The organism is Microbacterium sp. BWR-S6Y, assembly GCF_041379845.1.
GTDB classification, from domain to species: Bacteria; Actinomycetota; Actinomycetes; order Actinomycetales; family Microbacteriaceae; genus Microbacterium; species Microbacterium hydrothermale.
Window position 1 is genome coordinate 12,661 of the sequence record NZ_JBFECV010000005.1, and the last position, 23,669, is coordinate 36,329.

A 23,669-nucleotide genomic window follows, 5' to 3' on the forward strand; every position below is an offset into this window, starting at 1 on the left:
TCAGTCATCGCGGAGGGCCTCCACGATCCCAATAGTCGCGCCACTCCTCGTTGTACGACCGGGTTGTCGCGGACGGCTCGATGTGGGTGAACGCGTCGAGCACGTAGCGGAGCCGGTCCCGCTTCTCACCGTCCGGCGACACGAGCACGAGGGCGAGTCGGTGGCGGTCGCCCTGCGTCTGGGCAAAGGTGACTTCGTTCGTCGTGATGGTGAAGGTGTCGGACCCCTCAATTCGCCCCTTCACCTCGATGTAGTGAATGCGCCCGTCGGGATCGAAGGACTGGATGTCGTATCCGGGGTTGTTCCTGGGCATCTCGTGTGGCGTGCGGCCGAGTGCGCGTTCGGCGGCGAGGACGGCGTCGACTGCGCGGCGTTCGACGAGCTCGGTGTTGCGCGCGAACGTCTGAGGCGCGGCATCCTCATTGCCATTCGACAGTCGTTGGCTCGGCACGACGAGTGCTGATCCGCGGACGACGGCGGGAAGTGCGACGAGCTGCGTGCTCTCGTCGAGCGCGCGGAGCCGCTTGTCGAGCCGTTCGTCGAGTTGGCGTGCCCGCTGGAGCGCGACATCGGCGCGGATGCGGCCGATTGTGCCGCCGCGCTCTAGTGCTTCGAGGCGATTGTGTTCGCGGTCCCAGTGATTGATCTCGGCGAGGAGGCGTTCCTTGACCTGAACGCGGGTGCGGTCGACGTCGACGGCGATGCGCGCAGCGAGTTCGTCCATGCGAGGTGCGAGTCCGTCGCGGTACGCCCACGCGCGGATAGAGCGTTCGTGGTCACTCTTCGCCCACTCGTCTGCGAGCACCTCGGCAATTGCCGCAGCCTCGTCGCCTTGCGGCGCGTCGTAGTCGAGGTAGGGCGGGGCCGCGGCGAGGGTGACGGTGCCTGCTGTGTCGAGGACGGGGTAGTCGAAGTGGTGCGACACGGTGTCGGCGTCGGGGGTGGCGTTCTGGATGCGTTGCTCGACGGCGTACAGCAGCGCGATGTGCTCAGATTGCTGTTCGCGACGGTCGACGAACACCGTTCCGCGTTTGAGCACGGACCCCAGGTCTTCGATGGTGAGGTCTATGACCGCTTGCAGCAGCGGGTGGCCGGGGGCGAGGAGTGCGGCCTGCGTCTGATTCTCGGGGCGAACGAGTGCGGTCTCGAACGTGGCTCGTTCGTACCGCTCCGGCACGGGCGCCCACCTGTTGAGCCTGCGGGCCATGTCGATGACGCGCTGCGGTACCCGTGTGATCTCGTATCGGCCTTTCTCGCGCCGGCGGATGCGGCCGCCGAGGCGTTCGAAGGCGGGGAGGAAGAACGCCGCGATGTACCCGGGCTGCAGGCGTCGCTCGCGGGCCTTCTCCATCCGCTCGCGGATCTCTTCGAGGTTGAGTGCGGAGTACATCTCGGGGTGCAGGGCGCGCTCGGCGACCATCGTGTCAAGCCCGTGGGCGACGCTCGCGTCGATGACGCGGTCGAGCTCGGCCTTACGTTCGGGCTCGTCGCCGTACCGGATCGCCTCGATCAGCAGCTCACGGAGCGACTTCTCCTGGAACGCATCCGCGTCGCCGAGGACGTTGAACAGGTTGCCGTTATACGCGATCGACATCTGGTCGATCTTCGACAGCAACCGGGTGAAGACATCCCCTTCGCGGGTGTCCTTCGCGACCATGTTCCACAGGTGGCACACCTCGCGCTGCCCGATGCGATGGATACGGCCGAAGCGCTGCTCGATGCGGTTCGGGTTCCACGGAAGGTCGTAGTTGACCATGAGGTGCGCACGCTGCAGGTTGAGGCCTTCGCCCGCGGCATCCGTCGCCAGCAACACGACAGTGTTGCGGTCGTAGGTGAACTGTTCGCGTGCAGCCTTGCGGTCTTCACGGCGAGTACCACCGTGAATCGTGATGACCGACTCGGGGCGACCCAGCTGCGTCGTGATCTTCTGACGCAGGTAGTCAAGGGTGTCTTTGTGCTCGGTGAAGACGATGATCTTGCGAGGCTCGCCCGAGTCGTCGTGGACGAGGAGCTGGTCGTCGAGGATGGTGCGCAGCTGCACCCACTTCTTGTCGTCGTCAAGCAGCCGGACGCGGCGTGCGACGCGGATGAGGTCTTCGAGGATCGCGATCTCCGCGCGGAGTTCGTCGATCGACTCGGCAGCGGTGGCGAGGTCGACGACCTCATCGACACGCGCCTCGAACTGCGCGCGCTCCTCTTCAGCGACCTCTTCGTCGAGATCATCGAAGTCGGTGGGGTCGAAGCGTGGCGCCGAAGAGGCGTCTCCGAGGTCGAGTGTGACACGGCCGGTCGACCACTCGTCGATCGTCGCCGTCATGGAGGTGCTGTAGCGGGCCTCGTCGGTCGCACGCTGCCATTCCCGCAGACGCGTCTCGAGTCGCACTTGGCGTCGCTCGAGTGATCTGAGGATGGCTTCGGGGCTCGAGGCGAGGCGTCGCTGCAGCACGGTGAGCGCGAAGCCCACGTTATTGCCGCGCTTCTTGTCGCCTGCCTGAGCGAGGCGTTCTGCGCGACCCATCTCGGTGCGGACGTAGCCAGTGACCAGCTCGTACAGCTGACGCTCGGGGTCGCTGAGTTCGTACTCGACCGTGTACGCGCGACGCTCGGGAAACAGAGGCTTTCCTTCGAAGGTGAGGAGCTCCTCCTTCACCATGCGCCGCATCAGGCCGCGCGTGTCAGTGCGGTGCACGCCGGCGCGGAACTGGCCCTCGAACCGGTCGCGGTCAAGCAGGGACATGAACAGCTGGAAGTCCTCCTCCTTGCCTGCGTGCGGGGTCGCGGTCATGAGGAGGAAGTTGTGTGCGGTCTCGGCGAGCAGCCGCCCGAGCCGGAACCGTTTCGTCTCGTCGACCTGACCGGCCCACGAAGAGTAGTGCGCCGACATGCGGTGCGCCTCGTCGACCACGACAGCGTCCCAGGTGACGTCTGAGAGCTGCTCGATCAGGTCGTCGCTGCGGGAAAGCTGGTCCATCCGTGCGATGAGGAACGGGTGCTCGGCGAACACGTTGCGGCCTTGCGCGTCGTCGACCATCTGACGGTTGAAGATCTCGAACGAGAGGTCGAACTTCTGCGACAACTCTTCCCGCCATTGCTCCACTAGGCCGCCAGGGGCGACGATGAGCGCTCGTTCGCAGTCGGCGCGGAGGATGAGCTCCTTGAGATAAAGGCCGGCCATGATCGTCTTGCCGGCACCAGGGTCGTCGGCGAGAAGGAACCGCAGTGGGATTCGCGGGAGGAGCTCCTCGTACACCGCGCGGATCTGATGCGGCAACGGATCGACGTCCGAGCTGTTCACTGCCGCCATCGGGTCGTATAGCGCGGCGTACTTGATGCGCAGCGCCTCGGCCGCAAGCCGGAACTCGTCGGGGTCGCCGTCGAACGCGGGGGCGTTGCCCAGTTCGGTGACCAGTTCGAGTTTGCCGGCATCCGCATCGGTGATCATGCGTTCGCCGGTGCGGCCGGAGTCGTCACGGAAGAAGACCTCGACGAGCGCATCGTCCAGCGGTGTTACGCCGACGAGCGTCACCGGCTGCCCGGGCAGGACGCCACGGAGGCGTTGCCCGGCTCGCAACGAGGCGAGCGTCACCGCGGGTGCGTCCAATGTGATTCCTCCACCTCGATCATGGCAAGTCAACCAGGCTATGTCGGACCGGCGACACTCTGAAGGTTCCACCCGAGACCAGGGGGAGGGAGCCCCATCAAGGACAGAGCTCGGGACGGGTGATTGTGATACTCCAAGCATCCGGGTCGACTGGGCCGGTCAGGCGGCCGATTCTGCCGAGCGGACGGGCGGTGAGAGTTGGAGAATCGGAGCTTAGTTGAGCAATTCGCGACATCTGCATCGTCCTCCCTTTGATTGCCAGCGACGCCTGCGACGCGACGAAGCCGTCGTCTGAGGTAGCGGACGCATTCTGGGGCCGCGAAAACTGGAATCAACGTTCGTCTGCGCATAGTGTCCACTCGGGGGTTTCAATGAGTTCGAAGTTTTCTGAGCTGTCCGAACGCGTCCGTGTCGCGCAACACTGGTGGCTAGCGAGCGAGCTCGCCAGCCACCATTCTGAGCTACGTATCCGAGAATCTGCGCCAATGGATGGCTTCTATGATTGCCTGACTATCGAGGGAAAAGGCCTGTCCGGGAGTATTCAGTTCAACCGCAGCGGGTCCGTGCACGTCCTTCCGTCACATACTTCTCTTCTGCGAACTGAGGACCTTCTATCCGTCGAGGGGCCGCGCAAGGCAATTCGCTTGATAGAACGAGCTGCGGGGCTGCGGGAGATACCTAAAGCGCGCCCGAGTGGCGCAAGAGTGCTGACCTACCTTGTAATTGCGCGGGCTCTACAGGCAACGATGAACGACTTCTGCATCTGGGACGTGCGCTCGTTGAGCCGACGTCCCGAAGGCTACGCGCATGTGGTGGACGCCGACCAAAAAGAACTGCCGATGCCCAAGATCTTCACGAACAGGCGCCAGTTCGAAGGCTGGGCAATATCGTCCGAATTTCTCGGTTCCGCTCAGCCGGGATCACTCTGGGTGCTCCTCCGAAATCAAGAGGTCGTGGCGGTACTCGACGTGCGAGGCGTGGTGACCACCGCGGCAGGAGCTACGTCGCTCCCCCTCGCTTATTCTCAAGGTGGACGCAGACTGACGCGGCTGGTCGACGCGGCGCTAGGGGCTGTTCTTCCATGAGCGGGATAGTTCGAGATGGGCTGGCTCCGGTCAAGCACAGACGGTCGACCTGGCGCGGCTTCTTCACCGTGTCCGAAGGTGACCCGAACATTCCGTGCGCCCGAATCGCTGGCTGGAACCCGGGGTGTCATCAGGATCACAGGCCGCGTTTCACGGATGCCGAACCTGTATCGACCTCGCAGGTTTAGGTTGATCGACCTTCGACTACGGATTCGGATCATTTCGGGGGTTGAGGGGCTGGCGGCCATTCTTCCTCCATAGAGGTTCTCGATCGTCTCTCTCGCGCGGTGGCAGCATCTACCTCACGCCGCCGCAGGTCGATTTGCGCTCGCGGCAATACTCGAGCGGCCGTCGATGCTTAGTATCGTGGATATTGCCACGGGCAGTCAGCGGCGGCGATGGTGCCCCGCAAACGAGTCTTTCGGGGGAGATATGGCTCTCAAACATCGAGTTGTGCAGCGGGTTCCCGTGCATCGAGGTGACGCGCAGGGCACCTTCGACAAGGCAAGCGCCGCGCTCGGTGAGTGGCTTGCTTCCCGTCGTGGTGCGCCAGCGCTTCCGAAGCATTTGGGGTCTGAGTTGATTCCGATCGGTGGTGACTACACGGCGTCGCGTCAAATGGCGGCGATCGACGGTTTCGAGGTGCAGCGCTGGCGCATCCGCGTCGGCGACGCTCCTCACACCTACGACACCCGGGTCACCCTCGCTCTCCACCCGGACCGGAATGTGGGCTGGCTCCAGTACGACATCGACGCCAGCCGCGATGATTCTGCCTTCACGGCACCGAAGCTGACATCGGTGCTCACGCGGCATCTCGGAAGTACCACGGCTGATTCAGTGGGGAACTTCAGCGAGGGGTTACGCGTCGTCCGGAAGGAGAACGTCGGGGCATTTCTGGATGATGTCCTTAACAATCCTGACCGGACTGTGACTGCATTCGTCACTGGCTCGCGGTCCTGGACGGATTTTCAGGACCGCGCGTTCGAGCGTCGTTTCAGCGCGCTGCATGGTGTTGCGACATTCTGGCGTCTCGCGGACGACGCCATCGACGAGTTCAACACGCTGGTGCAAGCGGGGTATCAGGTCTACCCCGGCAGCGTCCATGTCTTCCAGCCGAACCTCGACACCGAGGATCCGCTCGACGCGCGGAGACATTGGTGGTACTCGGCCGCCGAGGTTTCTGACACCTCGGAGACGGGATTCTGGATGCGATTGCATACTCAGGCGATGCGGTCCGCACTGCATCAGCCGCTTCCGGCTGCGCTCCAGATTGTCGACGCTGAGCTGGCGAAGGTGCAGTCGAGCGCGCTTACCGATTTGTTCTCGGGCGAGTATCGTGAACGCCGTCGTGACGCGATAGCCCGATTGCGGAGATCGAGGGAGACCGTCGATCCGAAGCGCCCCCCTACGGCCCAAGATCCGATCGATCTGACTTCGACGCCTGCCGGGGAAGATGCGAGCGCGTCCAGGAACGATCGAATAGCGGATGCTCCGTCGACTACATCTCCGGATGATGTTGATTCAATTCGCGGCTTGCTGGAGGATGCCGAGGCACTGCTCGGACTCGATGTTTCTGGGAAGACCGACCTCAGTGAGCGTCTGCAGGCAATCCTCTGGGCGGCCCTTGATCAAGCGGCTGGCACGCTGCCGTCCACGGAGGCGGCGCGCCGCGAGGTTGAAGAAGTCCTCAAGCAGAGTGCGCACTTGCAGACAGAGGTCAACGAGCTATCCACGCTTCTAGCTTTGGCGGACGAGGCTTATGCCGAGGCTCAGGGCGACCTGCAGGCCCAGCGAGCTCTTGCGGATCAACAGCGTCGCCGCGCCGATCACCTCGCAGACGAGCTCGCGAGAGTGTCCTACGCCTCGGGGGAGGTTGACTGGGAGGTTCCGGAGGCCGACCCCGAAGACCCGGTAAATCGTGACGCCCCAACAACCGTTGACCAGTTTTTCGCGCAGCTCGAGGCGTTGCCTGCCGTGCATTTCACGGGTAACCGGAAGTCGGCGGAGCGGATTGCTAGTGCCAAGTTGCGGTCGGTGATACTCGCGGACGCTTGGACATTCGCTTGCGAGCTCGAGCTGTATGCCCGCCAATGGCGCAAAGGCGTGCGTGGCATGCGTCGGTACGCAGAGGAGAAATCCGCACGCATCACTCCCTCGTCCTTCGCCCCGGACGAGAGTAGCGACGTAAAGTCCAATACAAAGTTCTCGACGCCGCGAACATTGCCCGTCCCGCTGAGCGTCGACGCATCGGGAAGCGTATTTATGGGAGCGCACTTTCGGCTGAGTCACGACAATGGGAAGGCCATGAGAATGCACGTGTACGACGCGGTGGATGTGGATGGCAAGATCTACATCGGGTACATCGGTGAGCACCTCCCGAGCCGGCTGACCACGTGAAAGGTTGGCCGATTAAGTCTTCTAGGTGCGTGCGCCCACCGGTCCCACGACTCTCCGACAAGGCGGTGCGAGCGGAGCACGTGAAGTTACGCGGGCCGCACGTGGGTTGCCGATCCACCCGCGCCGCCTGGTCTGGGGCTGCGTTGCGGTGCGCGAGTCGCTTTGCCTCAGCGGGACAAGACCTCTCAGTGGAGAAGTCCGCGCGAGAATGCTGACGCCATGACTCAGCCCCGCTACGCCATCAACCTCACCCTCGATGGCTGCGTGCACCACGAGGTGGGCCTGCTAACGGATGCCGAGTCCATGGGGTTCTTGACCGACGAGCTGCGCCGCTCCGACACGCTGCTCTACCGGCGCGTCACGGATGAGCTGATGGAGGGCGCGTGGGCGCCGCCCGGAGTCGGGGGAGTGGCCGGACTGGATGGACGACAGTGCGGTCGCGTTCCCGGAGGTGATGAATCCGGTGCGGAGGGTCGTGGCATCCGGGACTTTCGACGCCGTCGAATGGAACGCCGAGCTCATCCGGGGCGATGTCATGGACGCCGTCCAATGGCTGAACGAGCAGCCGGGGCGAGGCATCGCCCGCGGAGGAGTGAAGCTTTCCGCGACGCGCGCGGCGCAGGGGTTCACCGACGAGCTCACATTCGTTGTGCACCCCGGTGATTACGGGGCTGGCACCGCGGTTGCTCGATGGGGTCGACCTGAAGCTCGAGCTCACCGAGCGGCGCGGATCCGCTCGAGCGAGATGATGCAGCGCTACCGGCCCGCCGCATGAGAAAGGGCCCCGCGCAAAATGGTCGCGCGAGGCCCTGGCATCCGAAATCTCAGTCCTGCAGGAACGAGTTATCCGCCGAGGGGCGAGGGCGACCCCCAGCCGAGACGCGTCGAGCCGCACCACCTCGTCACCTCGCACGGCCGGTGGTACCTGCTCGGGTGGGATCTCGACCGCGACGATTGGCGACTCTTCGCCGCGGAGCGGGTCCGTCCGCGCGTGCCGCACGGCGCCCCTTTCGTACCGCGAGTCGTGCCCGGCGGTGACGTCGACGCCTCCGTCTCGGGGCGGTTCAAGGGATCGGATGCCAACGAGTGGCCGTGCCGTGGAACGGTCGTCCTGCACGCGCCCGCGCATCGTGTCCGGCCCTTCGCGGGCGATGGAACGGTCACGGTGGTCGATGACAGCCGCTGCACACTCAAAGCCGGATCGTGGTCGTGGGGTGCGCTGGCGGCATCCTTCGGTCGGTTCGAAGTGGCGATGGAGGTCGTCGGGCCGTCCGAGCTGGCGGAGGCGTTCGCGGTGCAGGCGGAGCGGTTCGCGGCAGCAGGCTCTTCCGCGGAGGAGGCCCGGCGAGGAAGCTAGCGGCATGCCCCAGCCCCTGCGCTACGCCATCAACGTCACCCTCGACGGTTGTGTGCACCGATGCCTGGCCATCGCGAGACGCCGGGTCGATGCAGTGAGTGTTCAACGTGCCGCTCGGATCGGTGCTGTCTTCGCAGAGCAATAGCAGCGCAGGGGCGATTTCACAGGCGCGGCTCGCAACGGATGGGCAACGCGCTCAACCTGGGGGAGTCCACCTGCGACTCGGGTCATCCCAGGTCAAAGTTTCGGCGGGAGATCCAGCCGCCTCCTCGACGGGCGGGACAGCTTTGGCGAACTCAGAGGCGACGCTGTCCAAAGATTCGATGGCTCTCCTTGCAACCTCGGGATCGTTCGTCTTGACGACGGCGCGGAGGGATCGCTGGCCGTCCGTGATGTCGAAGTTGATGGTCGTCGCCTTAGTGGCGACACCGCCCGGCGGTGTTCGTCGACGCCTGAATAGCAGCTTGATCGCGTCCCAGAGAGCGCTGGCTCCTACCGAGAGCAGAACATTGCCGGAGATCTCCATGAAAATCTGCGGATCAGGAGCCCATGCAAATTGGTAGGCACGCTGAACCAATAGATGAGACCCGGGGACCCCGAGGCTGATGATTTTCTCTTCCGCAGCGATCAGCGCCTCGTCGTCGAACCAAGCATGGTCGGCGGACAGTCGAAAAGGAGCGTCTGGTCTCTCGGGCAAGTTCTCGTCACGCGGCAAGGGGGACATCACTGTTGCTGACATTCCTGGGCGCGTTCCCATGAGGTGTACGTCGTCTGGGTGCATTTCTGCGCGGAATCTCAGCTCCGTGACACCGTCCGACCTGTCGTGAGTAAAGATGACGAAGTCACGTATTCGCACCGGCTTAGTCAGGTCGTGGTCCGCATGCCATGGGAACGCTTCCCCATTGGCCTGATCCGCGAAGCTGCGCAGCACGGACGCCGGGAACCTCATTCCCCCATAGGCCTCTATTGGCTCGCTCGTCATGAGGACTCCGTGGACGGGGCTCCACCTCGATGTGATCACTGCTTCATAGTGACATCTGAAGGCGTCATGTGGCGGCTGGTCGCGCTCCGCAGCGGCGGCCACTTCTAAACCGAAGTCCCGGCGAGGAAGCTAGCGGCATGACCCAGCCCCTCCGCTACGCCATCAACGTCACCCTCGACGGCTGCTGCTCGCACGAGGAGGGCCTCCCACCCGATGACGAGTCGGTGGCGTTCTGGACCGACGAGCTCCGCCGCTCCGACACGCTCCTCTATGGGCGCGTGACGTATGAGCTGATGGAGGGCGCGTGGCGCCGGCCGGAGTCGGGGGAGTGGCCGGATTGGATGGACGACAGCGAGGTCGCATTCGCGGAGGTGATGGATCCGATGCGCAAGGTGGTGACATCCGGAACCCTCGACGCCGTCGATTGGAACGCTGAGCTGATCAGCGGCGACGTGGTCAACGCGGTCCGACGGCTCAAGGAGCAGGCGGGGAGGGGGATCTCGCTCGGCGGTGTGCGGTTGCCGGTGGCGCTCGCCGCGGCGGGGCTCATCGACGAGTACACGTTCGTCGTGCATCCGGTGATCGCCGGGCGGGGGCCGCGACTGCTTGAGGGAGTCGACGACACTCTCGAGCTCGTGGAACGGCGGGAGTTTCGATCCGGCACGATCATGCAGCGATATCGGCCGGTGGACGCAGCGGCGCCCCGCAATACCGGGGGCTGAGCGGTTTCGCGGTCAGCTCCACTCGACGGGCGGAGCGACAGGGACGGCAATGCCCTCTCGCTCCCACGCCCTACGGGCTCCGCGTTTCAGGCGTTCATTGCAATGAACGCCGCAAACGTGACGCTCGCGATGAACCCAGTGCGCCTTCGCCGACACCGACGTGCCGCACCACACGCAGGGCTCGTCGCCCTTCGCCGGGCCCATGGGGTGGGCGAGTACCGCCCGAAACCACGCCCAGAAGTCATCGCTGCTCTCACCCGAGGTGGCCTGCGTGATGACCCACTCGGGCACCTTCGACCGACCTCCGCCGGCCGAGATCTTCGCACGCAGTTCTTCCTCGCCGATCGACATCCGCGTGACGAAAGCATCTTCGGTGATGATCTCGAGCGCCTGCCCTCTCTCCACCTGCAGGAAGGCTTTGGCGAGCTTTGAGGTGAAGGCGGCGCCGGGGCGAAATGTTCGGTCATCGAAGTCTCCCGTGACGAGGATCGTCGTACTGCGTGTGACCCCGTCCTGCCACGTGCCGCCCTGCTCGACGACCAGGTCGCGAGCCCTGTTGCGCACCATTTGCTTCAACGCCCCGGTGAAGCACACGACCTCGCCCGCGAATCCCGTTCCGACGATTGCGTCGGGCTCCGCCGTCAGGCCGCGGAAGAGCGCGTCGTCGCGCTCGGTCCAGGTGCCGGTGGGCGCGACAGCGAGCCGCTTCGTCAGCTCGTCCAGCGATGACGCGGTGGCTCGCGCGGCGAGGGCAATCAAGACGAGCGCGGACGCCCGAGCATCGGCGAGCGGATTGTGGTGGTCGAAACTCGGGAGCCCCAGATGCTCGGCAACCCACGGGAGCGAGTACGAGGGCAGATGGAGCGCGGCCCGAGACAGCTGAAGAGTGCAGACCACGCTCAGTGACGGCAGATCGATGTCGTAAGCGCCGCAGCTGTTGAGCAGGACCGAAGTGTCGAACGCCGCGTTGTGTCCGACGACGATGTCATCTCCGATGAAGGCTCGCAGCTCGGAATAGACCTGTGGCCACAGAGGCGCGTCGTCAACGTCCCGAGCTCTGACGCCGTGAATGCGCACATTCACGGACTCGAACTCACCGTGTTCCTCCGGCGGGCGGATAAGCGTGTGAAAGTCGTCGACGACGACACCGTCTCGCACACGCACCGCACCAACAGCGCATGCCGAAGACGGCGACCTATTCGCCGTCTCGAAATCCAGTGCAACGAAGTCGATCGCCAAAATGCCCCCCGGGTAGCAGCAATGAGTTCTCGTCAACCTACGCGATCGTCTCGGCGAGAGCGGTCCCGCGCCGAGGGGTGAACTGCGTCCCCCGGCCATCGCGCGCCTCTACAGGCCCTTGCGTGAGGGTGCTCACGGGCATGCCCAAACCTCATCCGCCCCGGTCACAACCCCGGCAGCACGACCTCCGCCAGATACTCCCGCAGCCGCGGCACATCCCGCGTCAGCGTCCGCCAGACGCGGTGCGGATCGAGATCGTCGTACTGGTGGGCGGCGAAGTTGCGCATGGCGATGATCTGACGCCACGGCTGCTCCGCGAAACGCCGGCGCACCGGCTCGGGGATCTTCGCGACACCCTCGCCGATGCGGATCAGGCCCATCTCCGCAGCCCACTGCGCCTGCACGTTCGCGACGAACGACTCCTCTCCCTCTGCCACGATCCCGGCGATCACGTCGCAGACCGCGATGATGCGGGTCGCGGCATCCTGCGCCTTCCGGGTCTCAGCGCTCACACGGGCACCGCTTCGCGAAGGATGCGGTCGCGTAGTTCGCCGCGCAGGGTGTCGGATGCCACGACATCGACGGAGACCTGCAAAAGGTCAGTCAGCGCGAGGCGCAGGCCCACTTCGTCGAGAAGTCCCGCGTCGGGGCTGAAGTCGACGAGGAGGTCGATGTCGGAGTCGTCCGTCGCATCTCCGCGAGTGACCGATCCGAAGACACGGGGATCGCTGGCGTGATGCTCGGTGACGAGGCGATGGATCTCGTCGCGGTGTCGGAACAGCCGATCGTTCAGCGTGCCCACGAGTGCACGCCGGATGCGGTCGAGCACCTCGGGGGAGGGCTGGCGGCGGCCGTTCTCGTACGCCGAGATGTTGGGCTGAGGAACCTGCGCGGCGCGAGCAAGTTCCGCTTGGCTCATGCCCGCCGCCCTGCGTCCCGCCCGGATGTTCATGCGGTCAGGATAGCGGAGGGGTTATCGAGGGCGATATACCGCCGGGCGGCGCCGCAATCGCGACGTCGCCCCAGTTGGCATCTGGAAAGTCAGCCCTGCAAGAACGGGGCTACCGTGCAGCGATACCGGCACCCGATAGCGTGATCCCACAATCCGCAATTTCGGGGCCGGGGGGCGTTTGTTGTGAACAGTGACATTTTCTGGATCATCGGTGTCGTCGTCGCCGTCGGGGCGGTGCTGCTGATCCTGCTGATCGGTTTCTTCATCTTCCGGGCCTGGTACCAGGTGCCGCAGGCCGACGAGGCGATCGTCATCGTCGGTAAGAAGCAGCGCGGTTCCGACGGGCTGACGTCGAACATGACCGTCATCACCGGCGGCGGTGCTTTCGTCAACAAGCTGACGCAGCGCTCGGACCGCATCTCGCTGCGGTCGCGCCAGATCAAGATGGAGCCCGTCGCGCAGACGAAGAACGGCGTGACCATCCACCTGGCGGGCGTCGCGCTGGTCAAGATCGGGTCGCTACCCGACCAGGTGCGCGCCGCCGCGGAGCGCTTCGCCTCGCAGGATCAGGCGATCGACGTCTTCACCACCGAGCAGCTCGAAGGTGCGCTGCGCGGAGTCGTCGCGAAGCTGAACGTCGAAGAGGTCATGCAAGACCGCCAGAAGCTGGGTGACGAGATCGCCGAGGGCATCAAGGGCGACCTGCTCGCGCAGGGCCTCGTGCTCGACTCGTTCGCCATCCAGGGCGTCACCGACCGCAACGGCTACATCGAGGCTCTCGGCGCGCAGGAGGTCGAGCGCGTCAAGCGCGAGGCCGAGGTCGCGCGCATCGAGGCGGCCCGCGAGGTCAAGGCGCGCCAGCTCGCCACCGAGGAAGCGAACCTCATCGAGCAGACCGCGTTCGACAAGAACACCGCGGCATCGAAGTCCGAGGTCGGGCGCGCCAACGCCGAGGCGGAGCAGGCCGAGAACCTCGCCCGCGCCGAGCGCGAACAGGCCGTTCTCGTGCAGCGCGCTGAGAACCGTCAGGCCGAGCTCGACGCCGATGTGAAGCGCGTCGCGGATGCCGAGAAGTACCGCAAGCAGACCGAAGCCGACGCCGAGTCGTACGCGCGCCAGAAAAAGGCCGAGACCGATCGTCAGGTTGCGCAGCAGGAATCGGATGCCGAGGCCTACGCGGTGCAGCGACAGGCCGAGGCTCGACAGGCCTCCGCCGCTGCCGAAGCTGCCGCCGTACGGGCACGCGCCGAGGCCGAAGCGGAGGCGCTGCGCGCGAAGTCGAGCGCCGAGGCGGAGGCCCTTCGCGCTCAGGCCCTCGCCGAAGCGGAGGCCATCCGCGCCAAGGGTGAGGCGAGTGCCGCGGCGATCCAGGCCGAGGCCGAAGCACTGCGCGAGAACCAGGAGGCCATCCTCGGTCGCGAGCTCATCGGGCAGTTGCCCGCGCTGATGGCCGAGTTTGCGAAGGGGTACCAGAACGTCGGCAACGTCACCCTCGTGGGCGGCGACTCCGCCGGCACGCACATCGCGCGCGAGCAGGCGGCGGGTCTGGCGGCGACGTTCGACAGTGTGAAGTCGGCGACGGGCGTCGACCTCGGCGCCATTCTGCAGGGGCAGGCGTTCGGGCGGGGTGTGGCGTCGTCGCAGTCATCTCGGACTGAGGCCGCACCGCCGGAGACCGACTGACCGCGAACCGGCTACCGCCCTGTCATCTGTGAGGCGGCACATTCTCCAGGACATCCTGCGCTTGCTCCTCATTGAGAAGCCAGCGTGCCTTCTTGGGGTGATCCGGGTAGCGCTCTCGCAGGTAAGCCCGCACAACTCGCCCGGGTCGTGATTCGTCGTGGTAGCCCAATCGCTTCGCCAGTTCCGTTGGCCGAAATGTGGCCGATGCGGTGCTCGCCGGTTCAGGTGGCGCTGAGTCGGTGTTGCCGACGGACCCAGCACGCGGCGGGATCGAGGCTGAACTCGCCGGCGTGTAAACGGAGTTGGTTGTACGCGCTAGGAGGAGCTCGCGAAGCTCCTGCAAATCGAGGGGAGCCAAGCCGCGAAGCGCGTCGCCAAGGCGGATAGATCCGAGCCGATCATGGACCGACAGTCGCGCGAGCGACACCTTTCCCGACGCCGCGAGAGAATCGCGCATAGCGTCGTAGATGGCTCGCTGCTTCCAGCGCGGTGATCCTGCCCCCTCGAGATCGCGCCGTGACCCGGCGGGCCCGAATTGCCTGGCCGACCCCGCGCTGGTCCAGAAGCCCGCCCCCGAATGGCTCTTGAGGGCAACGCGCTCGAAGTCGGCGCAGTACCGGAGGTAATCCACCTGCCATGGCAGGTCGACGGCCCATTCCGCACGGAGTGTCTCGGCTCGATGTCGATTGAAGTGCTGCTCTTCGTCGAGCTCGACGATGAGCCCGCTCGCCGTTTGAATGTCCCACCCGGAGGGGCGAAGGATGGGCGAACTGAGCACCCCACCAAGTTGCCTGTAAGCAGCCATGATCCACGACGCTGCAGGTTCAGGAAGCCCCGGCAGACGGGGAACCGCTCGTGCTTCACCAGGTTGAAGGCCTAGCGATTGGAGTGCATGAGCGAGGGTTATCTGTCGGTCGAGTCGTGCCATGTTGTCGACTCTTGCACGTGCCCAGTGGTGGCGGAAGTTGACCTCACGTGTATCTCAATGGCCCCTTTGACCGGGGTGTTTCACCCTGCTCTTCTAGAGTCCGAACCGTTCAGGTCGACGCGCGCATGCTCTGGGCATCGGTCGCGGAAGTTCACCTCGAGGACGCCGGTTCAACCGAACTATCTGCTGATGCGACGACTCACGGCCATGGATCCAGGTGCGTCCGGAACAATCTTCTTCGGGCGCTTGTGGTGAAGCACTTGCGCCTCAGCGCGCAACTCCCGGACCAGCCGGTCGAGGTCCGCGGGAGTCGGCTCATTGCCCTGGTACTCGGCCTGCTCTACGAAGGTGTTGCAAGCGAGCATCATCATCCGGAGAGGTGCGAGGAACTCTGAAGTGGAGGAGAGCTCTGCGCGAGCAGCCCGAATCAGAGTCCTCGTGTGATTGACGGACTCCAGTATTCGTGGGCCAGCGCCGGGCGCCCAGTCGGCGTTCGGGTCGAGCGCAAACGCCCGCTTCGCCGCCAGGTCGAGCAGCAGGTTGTTCACCGCTGCCTGCTCTTTCGCGGTCGCTTCACGCCGACTGGTGAGCCAGCCGGTAAAGAGTGCGGCACCTGCACCGAGGGCGGCGGCCAAAAATGCCATCACAACGTCCCCGGCTGCTGCCCAAGCCTCGCCCTGAGCCGTGAGATCAGATGTAAAGCGCATGATCTAGCCATCCTCTCTGCGGACAATCCCGACGATAGCGAACGACGCAGAGCGATCTCGTGCTGGTGTCGCTATCCGGTTTGCTGATGCGGGTACAGCGAGGAAAGGCCCCGCGCGAAAACTCGCGCGAGGCCCTGGCATCCGGAACTCAGCCCTGCAGGAACGGGTAATCCGTGTACCCACGCTCGTCGGGGCCGTAGACCGAGGCCTGGTCGACCTCGTTCTCGTCGGCGTTCTGCTCCCAGCGGGTGACGAGGTCGGGGTTGGCGATGGCGGGGCGGCCGACCGCGACCAGATCGGCGATGCCTTCGTCGACGGCCATGACGGCCTCTTCGCGCGTGGTCATCTTCGAGAAGCCGGAGTTGACGATGAAGGTTCCGCCGAAGGCGCGGCGCAGGTCCTGGATGAGGTCGCTCGCGGGGTCGGCGTGCAGCACGCTCAGGTACGCAAGTCCCAGCGGGGCGAGGCCGGCGATGAGGGCCTCGTAGGTGGCGCGGGTTTCGGCGTCGTCCTTCTCCCAGACGTCCTGGATGTTGTGGGCGGGGGAGATGCGGATGCCGACGCGGTCAGCGCCGACCTCGGCGACGACGGCCTGGGCGACCTCGATGACGAAGCGGGCGCGGGCCTCGGGCGATCCGCCGTAGCCGTCGGTGCGCTGGTTGGAGGCGGGGGAGAGGAACTCGTGCAGCAGGTATCCGTTCGCCGAGTGCAGCTCGACACCGTCGATGCCGGCATCCACGGCCCGACGGGCGGCCTTCACGAACTCGTCGCGGACGGTGGCGAGCTCCTCGGTCTCGAGGGCGTGGGGCACCGGGTAAGCCACCTTCGAACCGTCGGCGAGGCGGGTGTCCCCCTCGATCGCGATCGCCGAGGGGGCGACGATGCGGTCGGTGCCGGTGATGTCGGTGTGGGTGACGCGTCCGCCGTTCATTAGCTGCATGAACACCACTCCGCCTTCGGCGTGAACGGCATCCGCGACCTTCGCCCAGCCGGCGGCCTGCTCGTCGGTCACGATTCCGGGCTGGCCGGGGTACGCCTTCGACTCGGCGCTCGGGAACACGCCCTCGGTGACGAGGAGACCGATACCGGCGCGCTGCTCGTAGTACTTCGCGACGATCGGGCCGGGAACGCCGTCGGCGCTCGCGCGCAGGCGGGTCATGGGGGCGAGCGACACGCGGTTGCGCACACCGATGCTGCCGACGGTGGTGGGGCTGAACAGGCTCACGAGAAGTCCTTTCGTGGGGGTCAAAGGGCCACGCGAACGTAACGGAGCGCGGCGACGACCTATTCCACGGGATGCACATGTGTGCAGCGGCGGGTTGACGCGGGCTGCCGTCAGGTGCTGGCATTCACACGCGGGGCTGGCTAGCGTGGCCTTTCGTCCATGTAGCAGCCCAGGGGGAATGGATGCCGATGTCTATCGCGATCGCACGGGTCGGAGCCGAACGGTGATGGCGCGCGCGCCGTGGAACCGGCCCGGAGAGTCGGCGCAGATCCGCCGGCTGCGCATTGTCTTGTTTTGGACCACGGTCGTGCTTGTGGTCGTCCTCGTAGCGACCCTGGTGCACTTCGTCGTGCGGTCAGCGGAGATCGCCGGGCTCTGACCCCGACGGCTCAGGGGAAGACGAGCACGTCGCCGGGTTCGAGCCAGGTCTCCCCGGGAACGACGGGTTCGCCGTCGCGGGTCAGCTCGGCGGGGTCGATCGAGAAGCGCTCGCCGATGGCATCCAGGGAGTCATCCCGGGCGACCACGTAGGACGCCACCCGGCGATCGACTCCCGACACGACCGGCCACCCGTCGGCTCCGGGAGCGCGACCGCGGTCGGCGCCCGGAAGGGGCGCGGGCATGATCCCGAACCGATTGGGGTGCGCGGGGTCGTAATCGTGCTGCGCCGGATCGTAGTAGTAGACGTTCATCGGGAGCACGTCGCCGGGCTCGCCGATGAGCGACCGGAAGTTGTTCGGGCACCCCTCGGTGCCCTGGCACTCGAAGCCGTCGGGGTAGATGATCCACGGACCCGATGCCTTCGCCCACTCGGGCAGTTCGGGGATCTCGGGCACGGTCGTGCGCACCGAGGGCGCATCCGCCGCGGGTCCCACGGCCGCGATCGCCGGAGCTTCGGGCTCCTCGGCATCCGTCCCCGTGAACGCCGGAATCACGAGGGCGACCAGCCCCGCGACGACGAGGGCGGAGGCGGCGAAGGTGATCGTGGCGGCGCGTCCCATCCGTTCAGGCTGACACGGCCGCTCTGTGCGGGGCGAGCCGAGACGGGAGGTGTGCGCGAATCGGCCGCGCGGGGCGGATGGGGCGGCAGGCGGATGGGGCGGCAGGCGGATGGGTTTCGTTGCGTGGTACTGATTCGCGACAACGTCGGCCCGTGTGCCGACCTCAGGTCGCGTTCCACAGCTCACGGTAGAAGGAGAGGCGTGTCGCGTCCGGGGCTACGCCGTAGGCGTCAAGCAGAGCATCGTGCCAACCGGGGCCGTAGTTCCACTCCGTCGACATCGCCGCAACAGCGATGTCGGCCCAGCGGTCGGCGACGCCGAGCGCGCCGAGATCGACGTGCGCAGCCCACTCACCATCGTCGCCGATCAGTGTGTTGGGGGCGCATGCATCGCCGTGGCACACCACGAGGCGATCAATAGGCGGCGCAAGGCGCAAGGAGTTCGAGACTGAGATGCCGCGGACGCCGGCGTTCTCGATACGGTCGGACACGCTCCACGAGAAGGGACACCTTTCGAGTGGCAGCGCCTCGTGCAGCGCGCGGAGTCCGCGTCCGAGCGCCTGCACCGCGCGCTCGGGCTCGGCCACCCATCGTGAATCGACCGCTGACCTTGCCTCGATGCCGACCGTGACCAGCCATTCATGACGGTCATCCCGGCCTTCCTCCAGCACGTGCGGCACGGGCGTGAAGGGTGCGGCCCATCGCAGGCGCTCCGATTCGGCTCGCATCGATGTCTCGGCGTGGAGTGGGCCCCATTTGACGTACCGGATATCGGCGCCTCGAGTCGCGCGGAAAGCCATCCCCCCGATCGCGTTGCGCCAGACGGGTGTGAGTTCCGCGTCGCCCACCAGCGCGCGGACACGGTCGGGCACTGGCACCGGCTCCTCCGGGGAGGGGATGTTCATGCGTCACTCTCCGATGCAGTCTCGGCGCCACGGTTCATCCCACGATCTTCCCCTCAAGTGCTGCGGAGAATCGATGGGTTTCGCACCACTGAATGAAGGCGCAGTCACTCCCGTCGGACGGGTGGCGTCGTCGTCATGATCTCCGTCAGCTCCGCGAGCGACGCAATCGACAGGTCGGCGAGACGGGCTTCGGGTCGACGGCTGTGAATGATTCCCCATGGGCCGCGTCGAAGGAAAGCGGTGCGCATTCCCGCCTGACGAGCCGGGATCACATCGTTGTCTAGACGGTCACCCACATAAAGGATCGATCGAGCCGGGATGCTCGCTTCTTCTGTGACGCGCAGGAAGAACTCGGGTGAGGGCTTCTCGACGCCCCACTCCGCGGACGATGCGAAGAAGTCAGGCGCGCACCCCGCCTCGCGGAGCTGGGCACCGACCCCGGACGGTTGGTTGCCGGCGATCCCCACGATGAGACCAAGACGCTTTGCAGCGCGTAGACAGTCCAGCGCGTCGGGGTAGAGATCAGCCTGGCTGATCCGCTGCGGCTTCGCAGGGGGCTCGGCGTCGAGCTCAGACCACAGTCGACGGTGGTCGTCGCCTCGCTCGATCAGCGAGCCGAGGACAGCCATCAGGGTGAACGGTGTCACGCCGATATCCGCGGCGTAATCCGACCACATGCGTGTCTCGTCAACGAGCGTTTCGCCCACGTCGAAGACGACCCCACGCACGTCGCCGGGCAATCCGATAGGCATTCGTCAACCCTCCCAGAACCTGGCGTCCAGGCGGGGCGGAACCCATGGGTTTTGCACCAATCTACGTCGCACGGGGGAGGTGCGACGCCGGTTCGCGTCGCTAGCGTCGAGCTATGACGACACGTGAGAACACACCCGCGTCAGGAACGGTCTGGTACTTCATCGGCGCGACCTTCATCGTCGTGCTCCCGACACTGATGTTCCGAGTTCTCCGTGGTGGGTTCGCGTGGCGTCGATCGCGATCGGCGGCGCGCTCATCGCCGTGGGCATCCGTCGGCTACGGCGAGAGGCGTCCGACGATAACGACCCCGGTCATCGGTAGCCGCCACCGCTCCCTCCGCCTCGTCCTGCGAGACTGCTCGGATGCGAGGGATCATCTGGGGACTCATCACCGCGGCAACCGGGCTGGCCATCATCGTTCTGCTCTTCATCCACGGCACGCAGTGGGGAATCTGGATCGACGAGGTCGGCCCGTCCCTGACCATCGCGGAACAAGCTGCAGCGCCGAACATCGTGCTGCCCGCGTTGATCGGCCTGCTCGCGATCGGACTGGTCGTCGGCGGACTGGCGGTCGGATTGTCGATTCCGCGCGGTCGGCAGCTCGATCCCTCGACCGAGGACTGACGCGAAACCCGGGTGCGCCCGCCTCAGCCCCCGTACACCCGCACGCTCGCCGCGCCGTCGGAGCGCGGGTCGCTGCCGGCGTCCAGGCCTCCGTCGGATCCCACGATGACGAGGTTGGCGTGGCCGACGAGCTCGTCGGCATCCGGAGTCTCGATGAGGTGCAGGCGCGTCGCCTCGAGCGACGCCCTCTTTCAGCCGACGGTTCATCGACCGCTAGATCACCCGCCTCACGGGGCGCGGATCGCCATACGCTGGTGCCCCACCCACCCACCGGAGGATCCGCGATGACCGAGAACCCCCTCGCCCACCGCCTCGACTACACGCTCGACGAGCTCGATGACGCGGCCCTCGCGGCATCCCCCCTCGCGCTCTTCCAGCGGTGGCTGACGGATGCCGCGGACCTTCCCGAACCGAACGCGATGGTCGTGTCGACGGTGGATGCCGAAGCCCGGCCCACCTCGCGGACGGTGCTACTGCGCGGGGTCGACGACGACGGTGCGCTGTGGTTCTTCACCAACCGGGACTCGCGGAAGGGGCAGGCGCTGGCGGGGAATCCGGCGGTGTCGATCCTCTTCCCCTGGTACGCGCTGCAGCGACAGGTGATCGTGCTCGGCACGGCGATGCCCCTCCCCGCTGAGCGGGACGACGCGTACTTCGCGTCGCGGCCGCGCGGATCGCAACTGTCGGCCTGGGCGAGCCACCAGTCGGAGCCCGTGGCATCCCGAGCCGCCCTCGAGGAGCAGATGGCGGAGGTGGCCGCCCGCTTCGCCGACGACCAGCCCGTGCCGCGGCCGCCGCACTGGGGCGGCTACCGGGTGGAGCCGCGCGAGATCGAGTTCTGGCAGGGGCGCCCGTCGCGGTTGCACGACCGGATCGTGTTCGTGCGGGACGGCGACGGTTGGGCGGGGATGCGGCGGCAGCCGTGAGACGGTTGCCGCGGTGACGCTCGGCGGTTGCCGCGCGGTGCTGTCGCGAGATCACACGATCGGCGCGAGATCGCGCGCTCTGCCGGCGTCGTAAGGGGTGCGTTCGCGCCGATCGTGTGATGTCGGCGGGCGTGAGCCGCCGCTGTCCAGCCTCCGTGCCACTCCCGCGGAGGATGCGACACTGGCCGAGACACTGCGAGCGAGGGGCACGGAACCATGGCGAAGAAGAACGTGGACGCGCGTCAGCTCGACGAGAAGGCCTTCGTCGAGGCGTCGTCGGAGGCGAAGTCGCGCTACGGCCGGTTCAACCTCGCGATCGTCGGGGCATCGGGCGTGGGCAAGTCCTCGCTCGTGAACGCGGTGTTCGGGCGCGACTGGGCCAAGGTCGGGCGGGGGCTGCCGGTCACGCGGGGCGTGCACTTCTACAGCGACGACTCGCTCGGCATCTGGGACGTCGAGGGGTTCGAGATCGGCTCGCCCGTTCCGCCGGATCAGCAGCTGCGTTCCCACCTCGACGCGATCGCCGCCCACCCCGGCGACCACCAGATCTCCGTCGTCTGGTACTGCGTGCGGGCCGCCGACGACCGGCTCACCCCGGCCGACATCGCCATGATCCGCGAGCTCGACGCCCGGGGGCTGCCGGTGATCCTCGTGCTGACCAAGGTCGACTGGATCAAGAACCCGATCACCGGGCATCAGGGCGTCGCGAAAGACCTGCAGGCCTTCGTCGACTGGCTGAACGACCCCGTCGACCCGAGCACGGGCGAGCGCATCCGCATCCCGTACCGACAGGTCATCCTCACGTCCACGCGCGACCGGCACGGGAAGGGCAAGGGGCACGGCCTCGGTGACCTTGTCGCGCAGACCCTCGAACTCGCCCCCGAGCGCGACAAGGACGCCTTTCGCATCGCACAGCGACTCAACCTCCCGTGGAAGAGGGAGATGGCGCGGCCGATCATCGCCGCGGCGTCCGCAGCGGCCGCGGGCGCGGCATCCGTTCCGCTTCCTGTCTCGGATGCTGTCACGCTGGCGCCGATCCAGCTGACGATGATGGGACGCATCGCCGCGATCTACGACCTCGAGGTCAAGACGATGCTCTCGGCCGGAGCGCTCGCGCAATTCGGGGTGCAGGTGGCCGGACGCGCGCTCGCCACGAGCTTCTTGAAGCTCATCCCGGGCGCGGGAGTCGTCGTGAACGCCGCGGTGGCCGCCGCGCTGACGGCGGCGACGGGCGAGAGCTGGCTCAAGATCTGCGAGCTGCTGCACACCGGCAAGATCGACGTGCGCAAGCTCGACCAGGAGTGGGCGAAGTACGCGCCGAGCTTCATGGACGTCGCGCGCAAGATGGTCGAGCGGCGGGTGGGGCGGAAGTAGCGCCTCGCGCCCAGCAGCGGCACGCCGGGCGAGCGGCGGACGGATGCCGCTTGCGCGACTCCCGACGGATCTCGGCATCCGCCGGGTCGGCCCTCGCCGCCGCCCCGCGTGAAACGCTGGAACCACCATGACCGACACCACCCCCGCCGACCGCCTCCGCGCCGCCCTCGCGCACTCCGACGCCTCCGCACGATTGCAGGCCGCGCTCGCCGCGGGCACGCGGCCCGACGACAGCTACATCGCCGAGCTCGTCGCCCGGTGCGCGGTGGAGCCCGACTTCTTCGTGCGCGACATGCTCACGTGGGCGCTCACGCGGCACGACGCGACGCGGGCGGTCGCGGAACTGCTGCCGGAGGTGGCATCCGAGGTGCCCCAGGCGCGGAGTCAGGCGCTGCACACCCTGTCAAAGATCGGCGACCCGGCCGCCTTCGCCGTGATCACGCCGGCGGTGCTGCGCGACCGGCACCCCGAGGTGGCGCGGGCGGCCTGGCGCACGGCATCCGGGCTCGTTCCCGACGACGCGCACGAAGCGCTCGCCGACGAGCTCGCCACCCAGTTCGGACGCGGCGACCACGACACCCAGCGCAGCCTGAGCCGCGCGTTCGCGGCGATCGGACACCGCGCCGAACCCGCCGTCGAGCGGGCGGCGGCCTCGCCCTATGACGTCGTGAGCGCGCACGCGCGGGCGACGGCGATCGTCATGGACGACCCCGACACCGAGTTCGCCGAGGCCGTCGTCGAAGCGCGGCGCGTGGTGGCGCAGCGGGCATTGCCCGACGAGGACTGACCGCGCATCAGCCCCCGTGCACCTCGACGGCCCGCGACAGCAGGTGCACGAGGAAAGCTCCGATCAGCAGCACCGGCGCGACCCCGATCATCGACATCAGCGACGAACCGGAGTCGGTCGACGACGTCGCGAACGCCACGACCACGCCGAGCGCGGCGACGGCGAGAGCGGTCGCGCGCGTCGCGGGCGAGGCGCGGTGCACGGCGACGACCATCAACGCCGCGAGCACGATCATCGTCGCGGCGGCGACCACGAAGAGCGGGGATCCGCCGCTGATCGCGACGAACCCCGCCGCGCCCACGACGAACAGGGCGGCCACGACGTACGCGAAGATCCGTGCGCGCCGCGCCCGCGTCTCGGGCGGCAGCTCGCGCAGATGTCCCGTGCTCATCGGCATCTCCCGTTCCCACCCGGCGGGCGGAA

At 66.6% G+C, this 23,669-nt stretch carries 23 protein-coding genes; 11 read left to right on the top strand and 12 right to left on the bottom strand.

What is annotated here, in order from left to right; translation table 11 throughout:
* Positions 1–4 precede the first annotated feature (4 nt).
* On the bottom strand, positions 5–3,601 hold the full coding sequence (locus AB1K56_RS11775; protein ID WP_371205795.1) for a helicase-related protein: 3,597 nt from the start codon (positions 3,599–3,601) through the stop codon (positions 5–7).
* A 371-nt stretch (positions 3,602–3,972) separates the two neighbouring features.
* On the opposite strand from AB1K56_RS11775, the gene AB1K56_RS11780 reads away from it, so the two are divergent.
* From AB1K56_RS11780 to AB1K56_RS11795, 4 genes are all read left to right on the top strand, one after another.
* Positions 3,973–4,686, top strand: coding sequence for a hypothetical protein (locus AB1K56_RS11780; protein WP_371205995.1), 714 nt, complete (start codon positions 3,973–3,975; stop codon positions 4,684–4,686).
* 366 nt (positions 4,687–5,052) lie between these two features.
* Positions 5,053–7,083 (top strand): hypothetical protein, encoded by a 2,031-nt coding sequence (locus AB1K56_RS11785; RefSeq protein WP_371205796.1) that lies wholly within the window; start codon positions 5,053–5,055, stop codon positions 7,081–7,083.
* 421 nt (positions 7,084–7,504) lie between these two features.
* Positions 7,505–7,858, top strand: coding sequence for a hypothetical protein (locus AB1K56_RS11790; RefSeq protein ID WP_371205797.1), 354 nt, complete (start codon positions 7,505–7,507; stop codon positions 7,856–7,858).
* Between the two features lie 18 nt (positions 7,859–7,876).
* Positions 7,877–8,440: a helix-turn-helix transcriptional regulator gene (locus AB1K56_RS11795; RefSeq protein ID WP_371205798.1), complete on the top strand. Its 564-nt coding sequence runs from the start codon at positions 7,877–7,879 to the stop codon at positions 8,438–8,440.
* A 196-nt stretch (positions 8,441–8,636) separates the two neighbouring features.
* Here AB1K56_RS11795 and AB1K56_RS11800 read toward each other — a convergent pair whose 3' ends face one another.
* Positions 8,637–9,422, bottom strand: a complete 786-nt coding sequence (locus AB1K56_RS11800) for a hypothetical protein (RefSeq protein WP_371205799.1) — start codon at positions 9,420–9,422, stop codon at positions 8,637–8,639.
* Between the two features lie 137 nt (positions 9,423–9,559).
* On the opposite strand from AB1K56_RS11800, the gene AB1K56_RS11805 reads away from it, so the two are divergent.
* Positions 9,560–10,144, top strand: coding sequence for a dihydrofolate reductase family protein (locus AB1K56_RS11805; RefSeq protein WP_371205800.1), 585 nt, complete (start codon positions 9,560–9,562; stop codon positions 10,142–10,144).
* 12 nt (positions 10,145–10,156) lie between these two features.
* Here the strand turns inward: AB1K56_RS11805 and AB1K56_RS11810 are convergent, their stop codons facing one another.
* The 3 genes from AB1K56_RS11810 to AB1K56_RS11820 form a co-directional block, all read right to left on the bottom strand.
* The gene (locus AB1K56_RS11810) at positions 10,157–11,383 is read right to left on the bottom strand and encodes an exonuclease domain-containing protein (RefSeq protein ID WP_371205801.1); all 1,227 of its coding nucleotides are present in this window, start codon (positions 11,381–11,383) and stop codon (positions 10,157–10,159) included.
* Between the two features lie 164 nt (positions 11,384–11,547).
* A complete protein-coding gene (locus AB1K56_RS11815) occupies positions 11,548–11,895 on the bottom strand; it encodes a DUF86 domain-containing protein (protein WP_371205802.1) in 348 nt (115 codons plus the stop codon).
* Entirely contained in the window at positions 11,892–12,335 is a 444-nt protein-coding gene (locus tag AB1K56_RS11820; RefSeq protein WP_371205803.1) for a helix-turn-helix domain-containing protein, read from the bottom strand. The genes AB1K56_RS11815 and AB1K56_RS11820 overlap by 4 nt, the downstream gene beginning before the upstream one ends.
* Positions 12,336–12,518: 183 nt before the next feature.
* On the opposite strand from AB1K56_RS11820, the gene AB1K56_RS11825 reads away from it, so the two are divergent.
* Positions 12,519–14,018, top strand: a complete 1,500-nt coding sequence (locus AB1K56_RS11825; protein WP_371205804.1) for an SPFH domain-containing protein — start codon at positions 12,519–12,521, stop codon at positions 14,016–14,018.
* Between the two features lie 22 nt (positions 14,019–14,040).
* On the opposite strand, the gene AB1K56_RS11830 is transcribed toward AB1K56_RS11825, so the two are convergent.
* The 3 genes from AB1K56_RS11830 to AB1K56_RS11840 all read right to left on the bottom strand — a co-directional run bounded on the left by AB1K56_RS11830 (position 14,041) and on the right by AB1K56_RS11840 (position 16,878).
* On the bottom strand, positions 14,041–14,823 hold the full coding sequence (locus tag AB1K56_RS11830; protein WP_371205805.1) for a hypothetical protein: 783 nt from the start codon (positions 14,821–14,823) through the stop codon (positions 14,041–14,043).
* Positions 14,824–15,125: 302 nt separating this feature from the next.
* On the bottom strand, positions 15,126–15,590 hold the full coding sequence (locus AB1K56_RS11835) for a hypothetical protein (RefSeq protein WP_371205806.1): 465 nt from the start codon (positions 15,588–15,590) through the stop codon (positions 15,126–15,128).
* 211 nt (positions 15,591–15,801) lie between these two features.
* A complete protein-coding gene (locus AB1K56_RS11840; protein ID WP_371205807.1) occupies positions 15,802–16,878 on the bottom strand; it encodes an alkene reductase in 1,077 nt (358 codons plus the stop codon).
* 178 nt (positions 16,879–17,056) lie between these two features.
* On the opposite strand from AB1K56_RS11840, the gene AB1K56_RS11845 reads away from it, so the two are divergent.
* Positions 17,057–17,257 carry a hypothetical protein gene (locus AB1K56_RS11845; RefSeq protein ID WP_371205808.1) on the top strand — a complete coding sequence of 67 codons (201 nt, stop codon included), beginning with the start codon at positions 17,057–17,059 and terminating at the stop codon, positions 17,255–17,257.
* Between the two features lie 10 nt (positions 17,258–17,267).
* Here the strand turns inward: AB1K56_RS11845 and AB1K56_RS11850 are convergent, their stop codons facing one another.
* The 3 genes from AB1K56_RS11850 to AB1K56_RS11860 all read right to left on the bottom strand — a co-directional run bounded on the left by AB1K56_RS11850 (position 17,268) and on the right by AB1K56_RS11860 (position 19,535).
* Positions 17,268–17,879: a hypothetical protein gene (locus AB1K56_RS11850; protein WP_371205809.1), complete on the bottom strand. Its 612-nt coding sequence runs from the start codon at positions 17,877–17,879 to the stop codon at positions 17,268–17,270.
* 163 nt (positions 17,880–18,042) lie between these two features.
* The gene (locus tag AB1K56_RS11855; RefSeq protein ID WP_371205810.1) at positions 18,043–18,783 is read right to left on the bottom strand and encodes a phosphotransferase; all 741 of its coding nucleotides are present in this window, start codon (positions 18,781–18,783) and stop codon (positions 18,043–18,045) included.
* Between the two features lie 104 nt (positions 18,784–18,887).
* Positions 18,888–19,535: an HAD family hydrolase gene (locus AB1K56_RS11860; protein ID WP_371205811.1), complete on the bottom strand. Its 648-nt coding sequence runs from the start codon at positions 19,533–19,535 to the stop codon at positions 18,888–18,890.
* A gap of 363 nt (positions 19,536–19,898) precedes the next feature.
* Here AB1K56_RS11860 and AB1K56_RS11865 point away from each other — a divergent pair, with 363 nt between their 5' ends.
* The 4 genes from AB1K56_RS11865 to AB1K56_RS11880 all read left to right on the top strand — a co-directional run bounded on the left by AB1K56_RS11865 (position 19,899) and on the right by AB1K56_RS11880 (position 23,246).
* Entirely contained in the window at positions 19,899–20,159 is a 261-nt protein-coding gene (locus AB1K56_RS11865) for a hypothetical protein (RefSeq protein ID WP_371205812.1), read from the top strand.
* A 284-nt stretch (positions 20,160–20,443) separates the two neighbouring features.
* Entirely contained in the window at positions 20,444–21,085 is a 642-nt protein-coding gene (pdxH, locus tag AB1K56_RS11870; RefSeq protein ID WP_371205813.1) for a pyridoxamine 5'-phosphate oxidase, read from the top strand.
* A 216-nt stretch (positions 21,086–21,301) separates the two neighbouring features.
* A complete protein-coding gene (locus AB1K56_RS11875; RefSeq protein ID WP_371205814.1) occupies positions 21,302–22,459 on the top strand; it encodes a GTPase family protein in 1,158 nt (385 codons plus the stop codon).
* 127 nt (positions 22,460–22,586) lie between these two features.
* Positions 22,587–23,246 carry a HEAT repeat domain-containing protein gene (locus AB1K56_RS11880; protein ID WP_371205815.1) on the top strand — a complete coding sequence of 220 codons (660 nt, stop codon included), beginning with the start codon at positions 22,587–22,589 and terminating at the stop codon, positions 23,244–23,246.
* 7 nt (positions 23,247–23,253) lie between these two features.
* Here AB1K56_RS11880 and AB1K56_RS11885 read toward each other — a convergent pair whose 3' ends face one another.
* The gene (locus AB1K56_RS11885; RefSeq protein WP_371205816.1) at positions 23,254–23,637 is read right to left on the bottom strand and encodes a hypothetical protein; all 384 of its coding nucleotides are present in this window, start codon (positions 23,635–23,637) and stop codon (positions 23,254–23,256) included.
* Positions 23,638–23,669: the final 32 nt, after the last annotated feature.